15 protein-coding genes and 2 pseudogenes are annotated in these 18,650 nt (G+C 36.6%); 13 read left to right on the forward strand and 4 right to left on the reverse strand.

The genetic code is table 11. From position 1 onward, the window contains the following. Positions 1 to 66 precede the first annotated feature (66 nt). From CEF16_RS03885 to CEF16_RS03900, 4 genes are all read left to right on the forward strand, one after another. On the forward strand, positions 67 to 555 hold the full coding sequence (locus tag CEF16_RS03885; protein ID WP_091579911.1) for a hypothetical protein: 489 nt from the start codon (positions 67 to 69) through the stop codon (positions 553 to 555). Positions 556 to 816: 261 nt separating this feature from the next. Continuing rightward, entirely contained in the window at positions 817 to 2,031 is a 1,215-nt protein-coding gene (locus CEF16_RS03890) for a NupC/NupG family nucleoside CNT transporter (RefSeq protein WP_091579914.1), read from the forward strand. Between the two features lie 258 nt (positions 2,032 to 2,289). Further along, positions 2,290 to 2,493, forward strand: a complete 204-nt coding sequence (locus CEF16_RS03895; protein ID WP_091579917.1) for a DUF6501 family protein — start codon at positions 2,290 to 2,292, stop codon at positions 2,491 to 2,493. A 76-nt stretch (positions 2,494 to 2,569) separates the two neighbouring features. Further along, on the forward strand, positions 2,570 to 2,953 hold the full coding sequence (locus tag CEF16_RS03900) for a hypothetical protein (protein WP_091579920.1): 384 nt from the start codon (positions 2,570 to 2,572) through the stop codon (positions 2,951 to 2,953). A 369-nt stretch (positions 2,954 to 3,322) separates the two neighbouring features. Here CEF16_RS03900 and CEF16_RS03905 read toward each other — a convergent pair whose 3' ends face one another. After that, positions 3,323 to 4,135: a YihY/virulence factor BrkB family protein gene (locus CEF16_RS03905; RefSeq protein WP_091579923.1), complete on the reverse strand. Its 813-nt coding sequence runs from the start codon at positions 4,133 to 4,135 to the stop codon at positions 3,323 to 3,325. A gap of 118 nt (positions 4,136 to 4,253) precedes the next feature. Between CEF16_RS03905 and CEF16_RS03910 the strand changes: the two genes are divergently transcribed. Beyond that, positions 4,254 to 5,081 carry a S1C family serine protease gene (locus CEF16_RS03910; protein ID WP_170031563.1) on the forward strand — a complete coding sequence of 276 codons (828 nt, stop codon included), beginning with the start codon at positions 4,254 to 4,256 and terminating at the stop codon, positions 5,079 to 5,081. Positions 5,082 to 6,083: 1,002 nt separating this feature from the next. Here the strand turns inward: CEF16_RS03910 and CEF16_RS03915 are convergent. Beyond that, positions 6,084 to 7,685: an ABC-F family ATP-binding cassette domain-containing protein gene (locus CEF16_RS03915; RefSeq protein WP_091579930.1), complete on the reverse strand. Its 1,602-nt coding sequence runs from the start codon at positions 7,683 to 7,685 to the stop codon at positions 6,084 to 6,086. 171 nt (positions 7,686 to 7,856) lie between these two features. Here CEF16_RS03915 and CEF16_RS03920 point away from each other — a divergent pair, with 171 nt between their 5' ends. The 4 genes from CEF16_RS03920 (at position 7,857) to CEF16_RS24230 (ending at position 11,636) form a co-directional block, all read left to right on the forward strand. Next, the gene (locus CEF16_RS03920; RefSeq protein ID WP_091579933.1) at positions 7,857 to 8,741 is read left to right on the forward strand and encodes a TetR/AcrR family transcriptional regulator; all 885 of its coding nucleotides are present in this window, start codon (positions 7,857 to 7,859) and stop codon (positions 8,739 to 8,741) included. Between the two features lie 26 nt (positions 8,742 to 8,767). After that, positions 8,768 to 10,189 carry an MDR family MFS transporter gene (locus CEF16_RS03925; protein WP_091579935.1) on the forward strand — a complete coding sequence of 474 codons (1,422 nt, stop codon included), beginning with the start codon at positions 8,768 to 8,770 and terminating at the stop codon, positions 10,187 to 10,189. A 270-nt stretch (positions 10,190 to 10,459) separates the two neighbouring features. Further along, positions 10,460 to 11,269 carry a uroporphyrinogen-III synthase gene (locus tag CEF16_RS03930; RefSeq protein WP_091579938.1) on the forward strand — a complete coding sequence of 270 codons (810 nt, stop codon included), beginning with the start codon at positions 10,460 to 10,462 and terminating at the stop codon, positions 11,267 to 11,269. A 169-nt stretch (positions 11,270 to 11,438) separates the two neighbouring features. Beyond that, positions 11,439 to 11,636, forward strand: a complete 198-nt coding sequence (locus CEF16_RS24230) for an acyl-CoA thioesterase (protein ID WP_245917753.1) — start codon at positions 11,439 to 11,441, stop codon at positions 11,634 to 11,636. A gap of 37 nt (positions 11,637 to 11,673) precedes the next feature. Here CEF16_RS24230 and CEF16_RS03940 read toward each other — a convergent pair whose 3' ends face one another. Then, positions 11,674 to 12,249 carry a molybdenum cofactor guanylyltransferase gene (locus tag CEF16_RS03940; RefSeq protein ID WP_091579941.1) on the reverse strand — a complete coding sequence of 192 codons (576 nt, stop codon included), beginning with the start codon at positions 12,247 to 12,249 and terminating at the stop codon, positions 11,674 to 11,676. Between the two features lie 235 nt (positions 12,250 to 12,484). After that, complete coding sequence (fdhD, locus tag CEF16_RS03945) at positions 12,485 to 13,519, reverse strand: formate dehydrogenase accessory sulfurtransferase FdhD (protein WP_091579943.1); 1,035 nt, start codon at positions 13,517 to 13,519, stop codon at positions 12,485 to 12,487. 523 nt (positions 13,520 to 14,042) lie between these two features. Here fdhD and CEF16_RS03950 point away from each other — a divergent pair. The 4 genes and pseudogenes from CEF16_RS03950 to CEF16_RS03965 all read left to right on the forward strand — a co-directional run. Beyond that, positions 14,043 to 14,563 (forward strand): annotated as a pseudogene (locus tag CEF16_RS03950) (hypothetical protein); the annotation flags it as partial. A 35-nt stretch (positions 14,564 to 14,598) separates the two neighbouring features. Then, a complete protein-coding gene (locus tag CEF16_RS03955; RefSeq protein WP_091580734.1) occupies positions 14,599 to 14,964 on the forward strand; it encodes a Na-translocating system protein MpsC family protein in 366 nt (121 codons plus the stop codon). 42 nt (positions 14,965 to 15,006) lie between these two features. Further along, positions 15,007 to 15,108 (forward strand): annotated as a pseudogene (locus tag CEF16_RS03960) (DUF1641 domain-containing protein); the annotation flags it as partial. Between the two features lie 166 nt (positions 15,109 to 15,274). Beyond that, on the forward strand, positions 15,275 to 18,628 hold the full coding sequence (locus CEF16_RS03965) for an ATP-binding protein (RefSeq protein WP_170031566.1): 3,354 nt from the start codon (positions 15,275 to 15,277) through the stop codon (positions 18,626 to 18,628). The last annotated feature ends 22 nt before the right edge of the window (positions 18,629 to 18,650 follow it).

Genomic DNA, 18,650 nt, shown 5'->3' on the forward strand with positions numbered 1-18,650 from the left:
TTCTTTATAAATGTTACAATATTTAAAAGTTTAGAATCAGACAAAATTCGAAAGACGGGGTGCGGAATGAAAGCGTATCGTCGTAAATTTTATTATTTAGGACAAAACCAGCGGACGATGGAACCTATGAGCATGGATCGTATTAGACAAGCCGGATTTGATATAACAGTAAAGAGAGATGACTTGCCTTACATGATTAGTTTTTGCCGTGAATGGCGGTCGTTTTTCGAAAAAACAGCAAAACATGTTCATCCGCTTTATCGTCCTTATATAGAAGAATCTTCTTCCTTTTTTGATGAGCAGGTAGAACAAATGACACTCTGCACGGCGCCGCATCATGATACAAACACGTACATTCTTCCTTTTACAGATCTGGTATCAGCTTTAATGCTTGCATATGATGCATTTGACAGAGTTCTTGACGCCTATCAAAGTATGCCTGCTCATTTTGAGACAGCCTTGAAGTATTACAGGCAATTTTCTTTAAAATCAGACGCTGATAAAGCTCAGTTTATTTTAAATCATCTGCCAGATCTGAGATTAAGTGTTGAATAATGAAGTATTAAAAACTCCGATCAAAAATCGGGGTTTTTTATTTTCGGTTATAAAATTCAATTTGACAATTTTCAAGTCATATGTATTAAAACTATTCAGTAGTCAAAAGATATATTAGATAATGACAGGTTTCTTTCTGTACTTAATATTTAATTGATATTTACTTTTTAGAACTTGTTTGATAAAGTATCAAATGTCCTTCCATTATAGGGAAGAAAGCGTTTTCCATAATGGGAAATTTATAAAAGTGGTGGTGGAGGTATGAATTTTTTGTGGGGCTTAATGGGGATTGCATTTATTTTGTTTCTTGCTTTTCTATTATCGGCAAGAAAAAAGTCGATCAATCCAAGAACTATTTTAGGTGGACTTGCTTTTCAAATATTTTTTGCATTTATTGTTTTATACTGGCAAGCAGGAGTGAACGCCCTTGAAGGAGTTACAAGAGCTGTCCAAAGCGTTATAGGTAATGCTAATGAAGGAATTCTCTTTTTATTCGGTGATTTAATCGAATTAGAAGGTGTTGGAAATATTTTTGCATTTCAAGTATTACCGGTCATTATTTTCTTTTCTTCTTTAATTGCAGTTTTATATTACATTGGTGTTATGCAGTGGATAGTAAAGATTATTGGTGGATTTTTATCTTTTATACTTGGTACTAGTAAAGCAGAATCGATGTCTGCCGCCGCCAATATATTTGTTGGGCAAACGGAGGCGCCTCTGGTGGTCCGCCCCTATTTGGCCAAAATGACGAAATCAGAATTATTTACCGTTATGACAGGGGGGCTTGCTTCTGTAGCAGGTTCAGTATTGTTTGGATATTACGCTCTTGGAATTCCGTTAAACTATTTGCTTGCGGCGAGCTTTATGGCAGCTCCTGCCGGTTTGATTATGGCAAAAATGATGATGCCAGAAACCGAAGTATCGACTACATCCGATGAAATAAAAATTGAAAAAGATAAAGAATCACAAAATGTTATTGATGCAGCAGCCAGAGGGGCTTCGACAGGGCTGCACTTGGCATTAAACGTTGGTGCCATGCTGCTTGCATTTATCGGTCTCATTGCATTAATTAACTCTCTATTAGGTTTAGTTGGCGGATGGTTTGGTGCAGAATACTTAACGCTTGAACTTATTTTAGGATTTATTTTTGCCCCAATAGCATTTATGATTGGTGTTCCTTGGGCGGAAGCTTTGCAGGCTGGAAGTTTTATAGGTCAAAAACTTGTAGTAAATGAATTCGTAGCTTATGCAGCATTTGCCCCGGAAATGGAAACTTTTTCTGAAAAAGCACAGGTCATCATTACATTTGCATTGTGCGGGTTTGCGAACCTCTCTTCCATGGCTATCATTCTTGGCGGTATAGGAGCGCTTATCCCAGAACGACGCAAAGAATTAGCGCAGCTCGGACTTCGTGCTGTTGCTGCAGGTGCGTTGGCATCTTTATTAAGTGCGGCCATTGCTGGTATGTTTGTTTAATTCGTTTGCAGCCAGTCCTTCGCTTAGAGGGGGTGGCTGTTTTTATTTATACTTATGGAAAATTTAAATTTGATAAAGGATCAAAGTATAAGCAAAACTAAGACTTTCACCATAAGGACTTGGCGATAAGCCAAGTTTTTCTAATAAGAAGTTGATTCGATTATGTATTGTTGATATGATTTTGAAAGAACGGGACGGAGGCAAACAATTCAGTCATCGTTTTCTTGAATTGAATTGAAAAAGATTAGGAGGCAAATAATGATACATAAAACATGGACAGAATCAGAAACAATAAAACAGCTGAAATGTGTGCATGCGAATGCTAAAAAATATAAGGTGGACCGGGTGCTGACCCCCGGAAAAATATATGACGTAAAAAATGAAACTGAGGAGTTTTATTTTGTTGTTGACAACTCTGGTAAAGTTGGCGGCTTTAAAAAAGATTACTTTGAAGAGCTTTAAATAAAAGAAATTTTTTCTCCAGAGCAGAAAAGTTACGCCGCTGCTTTGGAGTTTTTTGTTCGAAGGGGGATGGGGATTGAATATATTTTACCGATTAAGTCGAATAGGCAAAGGTAGAGAAGAAACATCAGAAAAACCAAAATTTCCGGAACTTCAAACGAGGTATTATGCAGCTGATTTTTCTCAAGTTTTTCAGAAAGTAAAGGAACTTGAAAACGAGGAAGTGATGGGCCGAATGATAAAAGTTGATGAAGCAAGAGGGGAAGTGCTTGCCGAAACAGCTTTAGAAAAAGATCAATTTGATGTTGTATTAACGGTCATTCCATTGGAATCAAATGTTACTGTTTTAGATGTAGTGTCTTCCATTCGAACGAAAAAAGGAGATGGGGGTAAAAATTTTTTGATTATAGATCGTATTTTGAAAATAATGGATAAATCACTCCCGCAAAATAAAGTGTAAGTGTTTATAAGTGATTATAAGCCATTTGCCAAGAAGGGCAGATGGCTTATTGTTATTTAGGGAATTATATTTTACGAAATGTCTGCTAAAAACGCGCACGTCTACGTATAGGACGTTTTAATGTTGCTAATGCCGCAGGGTGTGGTGTTTTTTGGGATCTTCTGCTAAGTTCACGAACGTCATGTAAAACAGGGTGCTTGCGCTTTAGTACTATGTTGTTATACTTTAGCAGCGTATAAGAGTGAAACAGTTTTGTTGTGTCTTTCATGAGAGGACAGGTTAATAAACTAATAATTTTTCTACCTGCCTTTATTATATTAGAAAATCTTTCAGAATGACAGATAAATTATATTGATATAATTAGTTTGTTCACCATCTATTTTTCCTTTTTTCTGCAATCATGGCATTTAATTCACCACCGGCTAATATAGAAAATCCAGAAATATAAAACCAGATCATTAAAACAATAATGTTGCCAAGACTGCCATAAATCACCGAGTAGTCGTTATTTTCTACATAAAAGAAAAAGCCAAGCGAACCTGCCTGCCAGCTTATGAGAGCAAATACAGCTCCTGGAAAGGCTTCTTTTAGAGAGATTATTCTATTAGGAACAGTTAAATAAATGTATAAAAGCACCAGTCCGATGACAATAAAACTTACGCCCCAGCGCACCCATTCCCAGATATACATAAAAAAGGCATCCCATCCAATGAGGGAAAATAAAAAAGATCCAAAAGGCCGTCCGTAAATCGGAAGCAAAAGCGAAATGATAATCGCTAATAGTATTGACATCATAAGACCAAACCCAATGATAAACATTTTATATAACCGTGGGTACGATAAACGGTAAGCGTGGTTAATCGCTCTTATAATGGCAAATGTTCCCAATAAAGATAGCCAAACGGTTGCAATCGAACTAAAAGAAAGAGTATCAAAACGCTGGACATCTATAATGGTATTAATATTAAAAGTAATAATATTCAGCGTTCCGGGAGGCACGTAAGGAGAAATAAACCTAAGAACATCATTACTTGAAATAGGTAAGAAACTAATAACACTTAAAATAAACAGAAGCAATGGAAACATGGCCATTAAGAAATAATAACCGAGTTGTGCAGACACATCGAAAATCCTGTTTTCTCTAATACGTTTAATGAAATGACGGATAAATGTTATATACACTCCTTAATGCCTCCTAAAAAAACGATGTTTTAAAGTCTGTGCCCAAACAATCTTCCTTATATAGTATAGTTAAAAAAGTACGATGATATTTCTTAAGTGTAAAAGGAGTTTCAATTTCATGGATGATAAACATAAAGATAAGCTTGATGAATTGTATGATGAAAAGTATGAAGAAATTTCTTACGAAGAATTTAAAGAAGCATTAGATGAGGAAGCGCAGCGAAAACCATCAGATAACATGGAGAAAAAGAAAAACAGACGAGGCGTGCGCGTTATCGCAGTTTTATTAACACTGATGTTGGTTTTTCAAGTTTTAGCAATGTTGTTTGACATGTTCCGGATTGATGCTATCGAGTTTTTAAAAACATCTTATCGACTTTCTCAGGATGAAGACATTCAGGAGTGGAAAGAAGCAGTTGTTACTATTCAAGGGGAAGGAAGATTTGGGCGTTCCAAAGGAACCGGTTTTTTTATTGAAAAAGAAGGGCTGGTTTTAACAAATCATCATGTGATTGAACAACAAGACACAATTGGAATAAATACAGAAGATGGAGAAATCTATGAAGGAGAGTTGTTAGCCAGTGACGCCGAAAAAGACCTGGCTTTAATTGAAATAGAAGGAGAGGAGGGGTTTGAAACCTTGCATCTGCAGAATAAAATATCTGAGGAAAATGAACACATTTATGTGATAGGAAATCCGCTTTCATTCACTAAAATAGCAAATGAAGGAAAAATTTTAGGTGAAGAGACGACAAGAGAAAACGCGTTGGGTATATCAGCTCCAATATACCGCGGCAATAGCGGCAGTCCCGTTATAAGTGAAAATGGGGACGTGACAGGGGTTGTTTACGCGAAAAAATCGATTAATCATCCAGAACAAGAGTCCATTGGTTTAGCTGTTCCAATAGATGATGTACACTCCTTTTTAGAAGAAACGAAAGAATGAACTAAACTTAGTAAATCTTAACAGTGTATAAAAACCTCAAAGTAAATACAGCTGTTTGGACTAACCTAAAATAATGGGACAATATAAAACACCTTCGAAATGGTACAATCAATGAAGTACATTCTCGGAGGTGTTTTTGCATGGGCAAAAACGTTTATTCTAAAGAAATAAAGTGGGCGGTTGTTCAAGACAAACGGAGTGGAAAACGGACAAACCAGGAAATAATGGAGAAGTATGAAATAAAAATGTATCTCAAATGAAAACATGGATGAAGTGGTACAAAACGGGAGAAATGTATCGTTTTGATCAACCTTAGGAAAACAATATATGTATGGCCATGGACCAGAGGGTAAGACAGAAGAAGATCGTACAAATAGTCAGCTCACCCATTTGAAGACGGAGAATGAGATCTTAAAAAAGTATTTAAAAGGAGTGGATAAAAGAATAGATCTGAATCTAGTTGGAAATCTACGCAGAAAATACACGGTAACAAAGTAATTGAACGTATTAAAGGTACCCCGTTCCACTTATTATCGTTGGGCCCCAGGAAGAGACGGTAACATATAAGAATAAGTATGAAGATTTGATTATAGAGGTCTGTAAATCAACAAATTACCGAAATGGTTATCGAAAGATACGAGCTATTTTAAAACGTCAACATCAGTAAAGTTAAATCGGAATACCGTGCAAAAAATGATGTAAAAGCACCATCTCCAATGCAAGGTAAAACCAAAACGGAAGTGGAAATCTCAAGGGGAAAGTGAGGTTATAGCGCCTAACAATAAGAAGTTGTTTCTAGAATTAGAAAATATATTCAACACTCTAATGAAGAGCGAATACAAGAAAAACTAGGCTGCCTTACTCCAAAAGAGTTTGGAGTCAAAGCAGCCTAGCAGGTGTTTTATATCTATCTCATTTAGCTATCGCAGTTCAGTTGAGTGGGTTTTTACTTGTCAGTTAAAAAGAGGCTGTACTGCGTATGAGCAGAAACAGCCTCTTTTCTTATTTCTTTTGCATCTTTTGATCTTCGATATATTCATCATACGTCGTTTGTTTATCGATAAAACCGTCTGGAGTGAACTCAATAATCCTGTTTGCGATCGTTTGAATAAATTCGTGGTCGTGTGATGAAAACAGCACCGATCCTTTAAAATCAATTAAACCATTATTTAAAGCTGTAATTGATTCGAGATCTAAGTGGTTTGTAGGTTCATCTAATATGAGTACATTTGCTCCGCTTAACATTATTTTAGAAAGCATGCAGCGTACTTTTTCTCCTCCGGATAACACGCTTGCTTTTTTAAAGACTTCTTCTCCTGAGAAAAGCATACGGCCGAGAAAGCCACGGATAAATGTTTCGGTTTGATCGTCAGGCGAGTACTGTCTTAGCCATTCGACTAAATTTAAATCAACACCGTCAAAATAAGGGGAGTTATCTTTAGGAAAATATGCTTGGGAAGTTGTTAATCCCCATTTAAACGAGCCGCTGTCTGGTTCCATTTCTCCGGTGAGTATTTTAAATAGCGTTGTCTTCGCAATTTCATGATCTCCTACAAAAGCCACTTTATCCCCGCTGTTTAGTACAAAGCTGACGTTATCAAGAACTTTTACCCCGTCAATTGTTTTAGTGAGTCCCTCAACAGTAAGCAAATCTTTACCAAGATCACGGTTTGGCTTGAACTGTACGAATGGATAACGACGCGAAGAAGGCTTTATATCATCTAACGTAATTTTTTCTAGTGTTTTTTTCCTCGAGGTAGCTTGTTTTGATTTAGATGCGTTCGCACTAAATCTAGCGATAAACTCTTTTAATTGCTTAATTTGATCTTCTTTCTTTTGGTTTGCTTCCTTTGCCATTTTTTGCGCGAGCTGGCTGGATTCATACCAAAAGTCATAATTCCCTACGTATAGCTCAATCTTTCCGAAGTCCAGGTCTGCAATATGGGTGCACACTTTATTTAAAAAGTGACGGTCGTGAGAAACGACGATAACTGTGTTTTCAAAGTTAATTAAAAATTCTTCCAACCATTGAACAGCTTCAATATCAAGGTGGTTTGTCGGCTCATCCATTAACAGTATATCAGGATTTCCAAATAAAGCTTGAGCGAGAAGTACTTTTACCTTTTCTGGACCAGTAAGTTCTGCCATCGTTTTTTCATGAAGTTCTTCTGGTACTCCAAGCCCTCTAAGGAGCTGGGCAGCCTCTGTTTCTGCCTCATATCCATTCATTTCTGCAAATTCAGCTTCGAGTTCTGCTGCTTTCATACCGTCTTCATCGGAAAAGTCAGGTTTCATGTAAATCTCATCTTTTTCGTGCATTACTTCATACAAGCGGGAATGCCCCATAATGACAACATCAATCACCCGCTTTTCTTCATAGGCAAAGTGATCCTGTTTTAAAACGGCGACACGCTGTCCTTTGTCTATATGAACATGCCCGGATTGAGAGTCAATTTCACCAGACAGGATTTTAAGGAAAGTAGATTTTCCAGCACCGTTGGCTCCAATCAAACCGTAACAATTACCGGGAGTAAATTTAATATTTACGTCCTCAAACAGTTTTTTATCTCCATATCTAAGCCCGACGTTTTGGCAAGTAATCATTCACATACATCCTTTTTCTATAAACTATAGTCATCATAACATATATGCCATCGGAAGCAATATTTTTGACAACGTCTTCGGATCAATATAAACTGTAATGGTCGTTATAAAACTTGTTGGTTTTATAGTGACCGATTAGTCACTAAAGAATCGGGAGGAAATAAATTAAACATGGATAAAAGAGAGCGTCTTATTGTTTCTGCCATGCATCATTTTTCGGAAAAAGGCTACTTCTCTACTTCTGTTCAAGAAATAACTTCATCTTGCGGGGTAGCAAAAGGAACTTTTTATAAATTTTTTCGGTCTAAAGAAGATTTGTTAATTGAAGTTTTTCGTTATAATCACCAGCAAATGCTTCTCCGTGCAAAAAATGTACAGTTAGATGATTCTTTATCTGCTAAAGAACAACTAATAAGGAAAATATCTTTAGAACTAAACGGCCTTTATGATAATAGAGAATTTTTTCTTTTGTTACACAAAGTCGTTTCTGTTCAAGAGCACAAAACGATTATGCCGCTTATGAAGAAAACAAAAGCAGCGATGATGAACTGGCATAAAGAGTGGCTCCTAGAAGTATATGGAGAATCTATTCAAAAGCAGGTATGGGACCTTGTCCTTTTTTTACAGGGGGCCTTGAAAGAATATATAGGTTTAATGGATGAGACCAAGCATATCGTTGATACAGAAAAAGCCTCTAGAAAGATTGTAGCTCGCATGGATGTGTTAGTGAATTATTCCGGAGATTTTGAGCCTATATTAACGAAAGATATTATGAAAGATTATGAACAAATAGCAATGGAGCCAGAAAAAAAGACGAAAGAAGAGGAAATAAAGGAGCTTTTGGAAAAAGTAAAAGGCGATATTAAGCGTTCTTCTTTTACATCATCTACGGAAAAAGAAATGCTCCAAGCTGTTGAACTTATAAATGAAGAGTTACAAAAGCAAAAGCCGCGAACCTTTTTAATGAAAGCTCTCGCTTCGTATATAAAAGAAAACACTAATTTAGAAGAATGCATTTCTACATTAGAACAATTTATTGTAAAAGCCAGGGAGTAAAATTATAAAAAAAGAAGGCGTATAGTATGACAGATTTAAATAATAGAGGAGAAGAACAGAAAGAAACAAAAAAAATCCCGATTATGACAGCACTTATGATTGGAGCCTTCGTTGCCATTTTAAATCAAACGTTATTAGCGACAGCGATTCCTCCCATCATGAAAGACTTGCAGATATCAGCGAACACTGCTCAATGGCTGACAACGATTTTTATGCTTGTAAATGGTATTATGATCCCAATAACTGCTTTTTTAGTGGAAACCTTTACGACAAGAAAATTATTTTTGACTGCAATCAGCACTTTTGCAGCAGGTACGCTTATTTGTGCGGCAGCACCCAATTTTTCTGTTTTAATGATAGGAAGAATAATTCAAGCAGGCGGTGCAGGGGTGATGATGCCGTTAATGCAAACAGTCATTCTTCTTATTTTTCCAATGGAAAAACGAGGCGCGGCCATGGGATTTATTGGGTTGGTTATATCATTTGCTCCCGCTATCGGACCTACGCTCTCTGGGTTTATGGTAGATCATTTTCACTGGCGGACATTATTTTATATTGTTTTACCAATTGCAGTCTTAGATATTATTCTTGCCTATTTTGTACTAAAAAATGTTACAGAACAAAAATATCCAAAAGTGGATATCCTTTCCATTATTTTATCCACTTTCGGTTTTGGCGGTATTTTGTATGGGTTCAGCAGTGCAGGAAGTACAGGATGGGGAAGCTTTCCTGTTGTTTTGACGATGACTGCAGGCATCGTTTGTCTGATTTTATTTTCATTCCGTCAATTCCAATTATCACAGCCTATATTAGAACTCAGAGTATTTAAATACGGAATATTCACCTTAACAACCGGGATTGGTATGTTAGTATTTATGGCTATGATTGGCGCCGCTACAGTGCTGCCTATTTATATGCAGGATATGCGTGACTTTACCGCTATGGAGTCTGGTTTAATGATGCTGCCTGGAGCCGTACTAATGGGAATTATGTCCCCTATAACAGGCAGGATCTTTGACAAAATCGGTGCAAGAAAATTATCCCTTACAGGGCTTGCTCTTATGACAATCTCTAATTTTATGTATACGGATCTTACAGGTGCAACATCGTTCACTTATATGACGATTATGTATTCGCTTCGAATGGCAGGCATTGCTATGGTAATGATGCCAGTAACCACAGCCGGTTTAAACGTCCTTCCAAAGCACTTGATTCCTCATGGTACGGCTGTAAATAATACGATGAGGCAAGTATCAGGTTCCATTGGTACTGCTCTTTTAGTAACAGTGATGACAACCACCGCAATGGGTAAGGGGCCGGAAGTAAATGCAGAGGCTCTCATTCACGGCGTAAATATGTCCTTTTGGGTGGCGTTTATTTTTGGTCTGATAGGTTTTGTGCTTAGCTTTCTTATCAAGAACAAAGAGGCTGTTTCCCAAAATAAGTAGTTAGCAGGCAGGTAATACTGCCTGTTTTTTTATGCTTTAAGAAAGTTTAAAATGTTAAAGATCCATGTATAAGTAAAACTACGGCTTCTGCCATAAGGATTTGTCAAGCAGAAATGAGTAAGAATGTGGAAATGAAGCCGTCTAAATGACTTGCATCTGCTATACGAACTTGAGCCGAACTGCTCTTATCTAGTGCTGCGCTTTAATAGTATGAATGGATAGGTTAGATTGATATAATTTTATATAGATAACAAAAAAGGAGGAAATCGAATGGGTAAAGGACTTGAGGAGAAAACAGTAGCAATTGCTGCTTCTCGGAAAACAGATGAAATGACAGCTTTGATTGAAAAGCAAGGCGGTACTGCAGTGGTTCGTCCATTACAAGGAACAACTTTTTTAGCAGAAGAAGACATACAGCCGGATTTTAGAAAAATTTTGGATGAGAAGCCGGACTGGTTGATTTTTACGACTGGTATTGGAACAGAAACATTACTTCATGTATCTGAGCAATTAAACCGGAGAAAAGATTTTGAAAAAATACTAAGAGAAGGAAAAGTTGCAGTCAGAGGATACAAAACAAAGAATGCTCTAAAAAAAATTGATATTATTCCTGAAGCAAGAGATGATGATGGAACAACGGCAGGTTTAATAAGTGCGATGGAGAACAAAGATTTTACCAACAAAAAAGTTATGGTTCAGCTTCACGGGGTGAAAGCTCCTCGTCTTGTAGAATTTCTAAAAAGAAAAGGGGCTTCTTCTGTATCGGAACTTCTTCCTTATCAACATATCCCGCCAGAGAAAGGAACGCTTGAAATGATATGCGGGGAATTGCGTCGGGGGGAAATTGATGCAATATGCTTTACAACCCAGCTCCAAGTACATTCCTTGTTTCAACATGCACAAGAGCATCATTTGAAAGAGGAGCTGATTTCGATTTTTGAAAATAAAACAGTAGCTGCTGCTGTAGGAAAAGTGACTGCTGAGGCATTAAAAGAAGTAGGAGTAAAAAGGTTGTTAGCCCCAGAAAATCAGAGGATGGGAGCTATGATAATGGAACTTTCTCAATCCTATCAAAAATAATGTACTGGGGCAGATCGCTTATGTTTCAGAAAACAATAGATCCGCGCGTATCTGAAACGGATGGAGCAGGCCATTTCAATAATACAATCATTCCAGTATGGTTTGAGTCGTATTTAAGCTGCTTACCCCGAGTCTGTCATTTAAAAAATGGGAATGCGTTATTATTAAAATGAATGTAGATTTCGTTGGTCAATTGTTTTATGGTGAACCGGTTCAAGTGAAAACGTGGATCAATAATGTGAGAAATTCAAGCTTTGAGATCTATGAGGAAATACATCAAAGAGGAGAGGTGTGCGCAAAAGGAAGCCTACGTATGTTAATTTTAATTTTGATAAGCAAAAAAGCGAGCCGATCCCTGAACACATAAAATCCGAGCTTAAGCATCACTTATATGAAATGCGAAATTAAATAAACCAATCTTCTTTACGATTAATATTTAGGAAATCTTTTTGATCTTTTGAAAAAAAGAGAGAATGGACAGTAACAGACTGAATGAGTGGGTACATACTTTTTTTATTATTATTTATCATCTCTTCGATGATAGGCAGACACCGTCTGTGATACATCCCGTGCAGCGGCTGCAGTTTGCTGCCCGTAACGGGAACGAAAGCATCATATGGCTTCTCTGCTTTTTCAGCATGAGATATCACCGTTTTAATAAAAGAAGAAGAAACAAATGGAGTGTCAGCGGGTAATAGAAATACCCATTCGTTTTTCTTAGCCATATGGTGTAATGCAAAAAAAAGAGCATATAACGGACCTTGATGTTTTTTATCTTCTACGAGTATATCAGCTTTTTCATTGTTAAAATAAGGAGCCAGCTGATTATTGGTTGAAATTGATATATCGTCTATCCCGCCAGCTTTAAAAGCATGAATACTATGTTCATAAAATGAAAGACCTTTGTACTTTTCAAACATTTTTGGTTTTCCATAACGTGAAGATTGTCCTCCAGCAAGTACAATACCTGATATATTCATTTGCTTGATCCCCTTTAAAAAACTTATACGAACGAAAGAAATACCTCTCTGCTTTGTTTAGGGAGGTATTTGTTTTCTCACACTCCGTTTTTGGCAAGCGCAACTGGAATACACTTGCTTACTGGGGGCGGAGGTTCCAGCAAACCGGGGTCTTCATACTGCCCAAATTCCCGCTGGAGTCTCGTATATTCCAGTTGTGCATCATCCTCAAAACTACCTTTTAGACAGTCCTTTGTTATTCAGCTAATGCTTTCATTTTTTCATCTCGTTCCAGTCGCTCTGCTTCATCTTTTAAATCATATTTTTTTAACAGATGAAATAATTCATTTAACGTACTTTGAGAAGGATGATCAGCTAACAGCGTGTTACAAGATTGATAAACGGAGGAGGGGAGAAACGGTTTTTGACTTTTAAGCTTTTCGATGACGGATTCTTTTGTGTGGTCAATGCTGCATGAACTCATTGGACACTTCTCCTTTTTCATTTTTTTAATTCTAAATTTATGAGAGTAAACATTAAAAGAAGACCCGCGTATAAAACCAACGGCTGTAATGTTTAAGTCTTCAGCTAATTTTATTGCTAAATCAGTAGGAGCAGATTTAGATAACACGAGACCAACGCCAATTTTTGAGGCTTTTGTTAATACTTCGGAAGATAATCTGCCGCTGAAAACAAGAATTTTATCCTTAATAGCAATATTATGAACGAGGCAGTAACCGTAAAGTTTATCAAGAGCATTGTGTCTTCCAATATCGGCCCGGTCTATAATGATATGGTCAGGAGTGCAAATGGCTGCATTATGAACTCCGCCTGTTTTCTTAAATACTTGGCTGTTTTGCTGCATTTGTTTCATTAAATGAATACATTGTTCAGCAGTAAGCGAAGCAGTACTCATAGAGGTTTTGGAAATTACTGCGTCATTTTGAAAATAAAACTGCCGGCTTTTTCCGCAGCAGGAATTTATTACGCGCTTGGAGTAAAACGATTGATCTTTAGTGAGCTTTTTGTTTAATTCAACGTACGCAAAGCCTTTATCTTCATCAATTTCAATAGTGGATATTTCGTTTATAAACAAAATGACGCCTTCTGAAGCAAGAAAGCCAACTACCATTTCTTGATAGTGCTGCGGTGAACAGACCATGGTTGCAAACTCTTCTTTGTTCACAAATATTGTAAGAGGGACTTCAGAAACGATATCGTCTTCTGCATCCTGAAATTGACCGTCACGGTAGGCAGTAATTGTTTTTTTTACGCTTATACGCTGTTCCAACCCTTTCCCTCATTTCCGCAATGATTAGAAAAACATGGCTAACCTCCAAGTTCTTATAGGTGCTGTCATAGTTTTATTTATACAGCTGACTAATATAATGTTATAAATTCTTAATTGAAAGTATAAACATAACTTTTTTGAACTTACAACCCTAAAGCTCCACAGAAGAAAAATTTTAATCTAATATCGTTTAAAATGATTGAAAAGTTATCCAAAACAGGGTATAGTTTTTTATAGTTCAGAAAACTGTAACAAATAAGATACGAGACAGCGATCCTGTTTTCGGTTTTAACTGTTGCAGATTTGAAAGCGATTACTTTGGTTGAAGAGCAGCGTACCTGCTTGATGCTAAAACGTCGTAATTTTATGCAGATAGGTGTGACCTATTTGTTAGAAAATTACGGCGTTTTTTGATTTATATGAGGAAAAAGTGGTTATACAAAAGGAGTGAAAACATGAAAGCCAAAAAAACCGCTGGCCCTTGCTTTATCTGTTGGGATACATATCCATCTGCTCCGTGTAAGCTACGATGGTAGGGATAATGGGATTTTTTAACGGTGCAGGCCGGATAGCATGGGCTTCTATCTCGGAAGGCCCAACGTTATACCGTTTTTTACGTTTCAAATAGCTGCCTATTATATTTTGCCTGATACCACACAAGCATTGTTGTTTCAGATCCTCTTATTTTTAATTATAACTTGTTACGGAGGCGGGTTTGCATCCATTCCGGCACACATCGAAGATTTATTTGGCACAAAACATTTAGGAGCTATTCATGGGTATATTTTAACGGCTTGGGCTGCTGCTGGTCTTGTCGTTCCAAATGTTGCAACCTGGATTCGTGAGACGACAGATAGTTATGCTTTGACTCTATATATATTTGGCGGATTAGTAGTTGCTGCATTCATTATCTCCCTTTTAGTCCGAATTGATATCAAACAATTGAAACGAGCAGCAAAAAGACACAGTGGCGAGTTGACAATTTACCTGCTTGCTAATACGCTGTTTTTAGTAAAAAAATATAGGAAAACGAGTTATGTATAGGAAAGTAACTTAATCGAAAAGGATTGGCAATGAACATGGACAAACACGAAGCAGAATTCAGCAATTTAGTTCGTGCTTTTCGGAAAAAACATATGGGAAAAGGCCCAAGTAAAATCAACACTACCTTCTGTAAAAATTGGGCTATTTGTGAATTAGAAGGAAATTTATCTCCAGTAGAAAAATTTATTGCAAATGCAGATGAAGGAAAACAAATGTTAAGAGAAGCACGGACGGAAATGGTAAAAGAAATGTATCGGCAACATCATCCAGTAGAAATGGAAGAATATTTACAATGTCATTTTGTTGATCTATTTGTTGATATTGATATAGAAAGAGATTTTGGCATGTCTATTTTTGTGTTCGATGAAAATATTGAAGAAAAGTTTTTATCTAAGAAGTAGGTTGGTACAATGCAGCGATTATGCTAAAGACCCCTTAAGGATGAAGTAAATCGGGCCATTACTTTAATGTTAACCTTTCTAAAAGGGATGGGACAAGAAACCGAAGAGGAGATGGAAAAAGAACATCCAGATCAAAAAGTTTAAACGATTTTTCTAAAAAACTGTGAACTCATATTTAATAGTTCGCAGTTTTTTATTGTCCATACTATTCTCTTGTTTATTTTACTTTTCTAAAAAATGCTACATTTTAAATGGAAAATTTAGTATGATTTTTATTAGATGGCTGTTGAGAAGGAAAAGAGGTACATATATGCTCATGAAGTGGTTTCCATTTATTGTTGTTATAGTTCTATGTAGTCTTTGGCCAGGGGAACTAGAGGCAGCAGCGGCTGTAGATCTCAAACAAAGTGAACAAAAATATGATCTGCATTCGTCTTTAGAACTACTACAAGATAAAGAAGGGATATGGTCTGTTGAAGAGGTTTCTTCTGAAGCTTTTTCTGCTTCTTTTACAAAAAATAAAGGAAGTATCCCTAGTTTTGGATACACGTCTTCTGTTTATTGGATTCGTTTTCAATTGGAAAATAACACGACGGTAGATGATTGGGTATTAGAAATAGCTTATCCGCCTCATGACTCTATTGAACTATATGAAATGGTAAATAATCGTCCTTTAAAAGCAAGCGAAACAGGTGATTTAAAAGATTTTTACAATAGAGATAAGAACCATCGTCATTTTACTTTTAATCTGAATCCTCCTGAAAATGAACCACTTACATATTATTTGCGTTTTGAAAGTGAAGGATCGATGCAGGTGCCTCTGACGCTTTGGTCAGAAGAAGCTTTTGCGAAAAAAAGTCAGATAGAATACTTGATATTAGGATTGTATTACGGAATATGTATTGTCATGATATTATACAATCTGTTTTTGTTTTTTTCGCTGCGGCTGCATAGTTATTTATGGTATGTTCTATTTATTTTAGCTCTTACGTTCACTCATTTGACTTTAAACGGAGCAGCTTATCAATTTTTATGGCCGGAAAGTCCATGGTGGAACAATCGGGCTATTGTCTTTTTTATGGCGGCATCAAATGCAATGGCTTTTCTTTTTACCAAAAGTTTTTTAAATACTCCAGTATACACACCTAAGCTAAACCAGATGTTTAAACTGTTTGTTCCCTTTCAATTTTTCATTATGGCTTTGTTAATGATTAGTTATAATGCAGCTTTGAATCTTGTGATGTTATGTACCATTGTGCTTGTATTTATTGTACTTACCGCAGCAGGATTTATTTGGAGGAAAGGGTACAGCCCTGCTCGTTATTTCTTCTTCGGCTGGATAATCTTTTTAGTTGGAGTATTTCTTTCTTCGGTAGCAGACGCAGGCTTTATTCCTATTACTTTCTTTACAAAATATGCTTCTCAAATCGGCTCTGCTTTTGAGGTCATTTTGTTTTCTCTGGCTCTTGCTGATAAGTTTAATGTTTTACGGATGGAAAAAGAAAAAGCAGAAAGACATGCAAAAGAGAGCCAGGAGTTAGCTGTAGAGCAGTTGAAAAAGACCAATCGGTTAAAAGATGAATTTCTTGCAAATACCTCTCACGAGCTGCGGACGCCATTAAATGGGATTATTGGTATTGCTGAGTCGTTAAGAGATGGTGCAGCTGGTCAAGTGAATATATCTTTAAAAAATAATCTTAACATAATCATACAAAGCGGAAAACGATTATCCCACTTAGTAAATGACTTGCTTGATTTTTCGAAATTAAAACATAAAGCCATTGAATTGCAATGGAAACCTGTTCGTTTAAAAGAGGCAACAGACGTAGTCTTTTCCTTATTGGAACCTCTGATGAAAGGTAAACCTATCACATTTAATTACAATATAACTACAGATTTACCGTTGGTAAAAGCAGACGAGAACAGGGTGCAGCAAATTTTGCATAACATTATTGGCAATGCTGTTAAATTCACCGAAACAGGGTCTATCACTGTTACTGCTGAAAAAGAAAAGGACAGTGTGCTCATAACAGTTCAAGACACAGGAATTGGCATTAAAGGTGAGGACTTAAATATAATATTTAACGAGTTTGAGCAAGGCAGTGATGAAAACGTAAGACGAAAAAGGGGAACTGGATTAGGTTTAAGTATTACTAAAAAGCTGATAGAGCTGCATGGTGGAACGATTTCAGTTATGTCAGAACCTAAAAAAGGTACGACTGTCCGCTTCAGCCTTCCTTTGTATGATGGGGCGGTAAATAATGCAGCATTTCCACTCGCATATTATGAAAACTATAAAGAGGAAGCGGAAGTAATGGATGATTCCCGTCATCTTTTAACGAAAAAAAGAAATAAAGGAAGTATTTTAATTGCGGATGATGAGCCAATCAACTTGCAAGTACTCCAAAATCATTTACGAATGGAAGGCTATGACGTAACGGCAGTAACCAATGGTGAACAAGTGCTGCAGAAAGCGAAAACACACGTTTTTGATTTAATCATTATTGATGTAATGATGCCCGTTTTATCTGGTTATAAAGTAAGCGAATTGTTAAGAAAAAACTATTCCTTAACAGAATTACCCATTTTAATTGTAACGGCTAGAAATGAATTAGAAGACATTGTTACGGCATTTCGTTTTGGAGCCAATGATTACTTATCAAAGCCATGTTATAAAGAGGAACTGCTGGCACGGGTGCAAACTCTTTTAACGATGCAAAAAGCTATGAAAGATACATTAACTCAAAAAGAAGCATTAAATCAGGCGAATAATGAGTTAAAACTTTTAAATCATGAGCTTGAAGAAAGAGTGAAGGAAAGAACGAAAAAACTCGAATTAAAAACCGAAGAACTGCTTAGAATGGAAAAATCACGCCGTCATTTATTGTCTAATATATCACATGATTTAGGTACGCCTATGACTTCTTTACAAGGATATATTAAAGCAATGATTGATGAAGTTATTTCTGTGGATAACAAATATTATTTAGAAATGGTTTATGAAAAAGTATTATTTATTGATCGGTTGATTCGGGATTTGTATGACTTATCGCGATTAGAAGCAAGACAGGTAAGCTTTCATTGGGAATATATTAATGCATCCACCTTTATTAATCAGTTTTTACCTTCGTTTGAGTCAGATGTAAGATCAGAAAACCTTTCCTTTGTCACGCAAAATCTTTTTACTGCGACAAAAGATGGGGAAGCGATCTATGCTGATCTTGACCGTCTTAAGCAAGTTATGACCAATCTCATCTATAATGCTGTAAAATATACATCAGACAAAGGAACTATTGTTATTGAAGTGAACGATTCTTCTATGCCTTCCAGACACTTTAGAGATCATGGCAAAGGCAAAGAAGAGACAGCTTTCACTTTAGAAGAGCCAATTGAAGATCAAAGACACAGCCGCTGTTTAGTTATTGGTGTACACGATACGGGCAGGGGAATAGATCCAGAATCTCTTCCATTTATTTTTGATCGCTTTTTTCGTGAAGATTCTTCTAGACCTTCTAGTGATGGCAATATCGGTCTCGGACTTAACATTTGTAAAGAAATTGTTGAGTATCATGGAGGCACGATTTGGGCAGAAAGCAAAAAACAGAAAGGAAGTACGTTTTATTTTACCCTTCCTCTTTATCCGTTAATAAAAGAGCGCAGCTAGATTCTCAACTTTTATATATAGA

The organism is Alteribacillus bidgolensis (genome assembly GCF_002886255.1).
GTDB classification, from domain to species: Bacteria; Bacillota; Bacilli; order Bacillales; family Marinococcaceae; genus Alteribacillus; species Alteribacillus bidgolensis.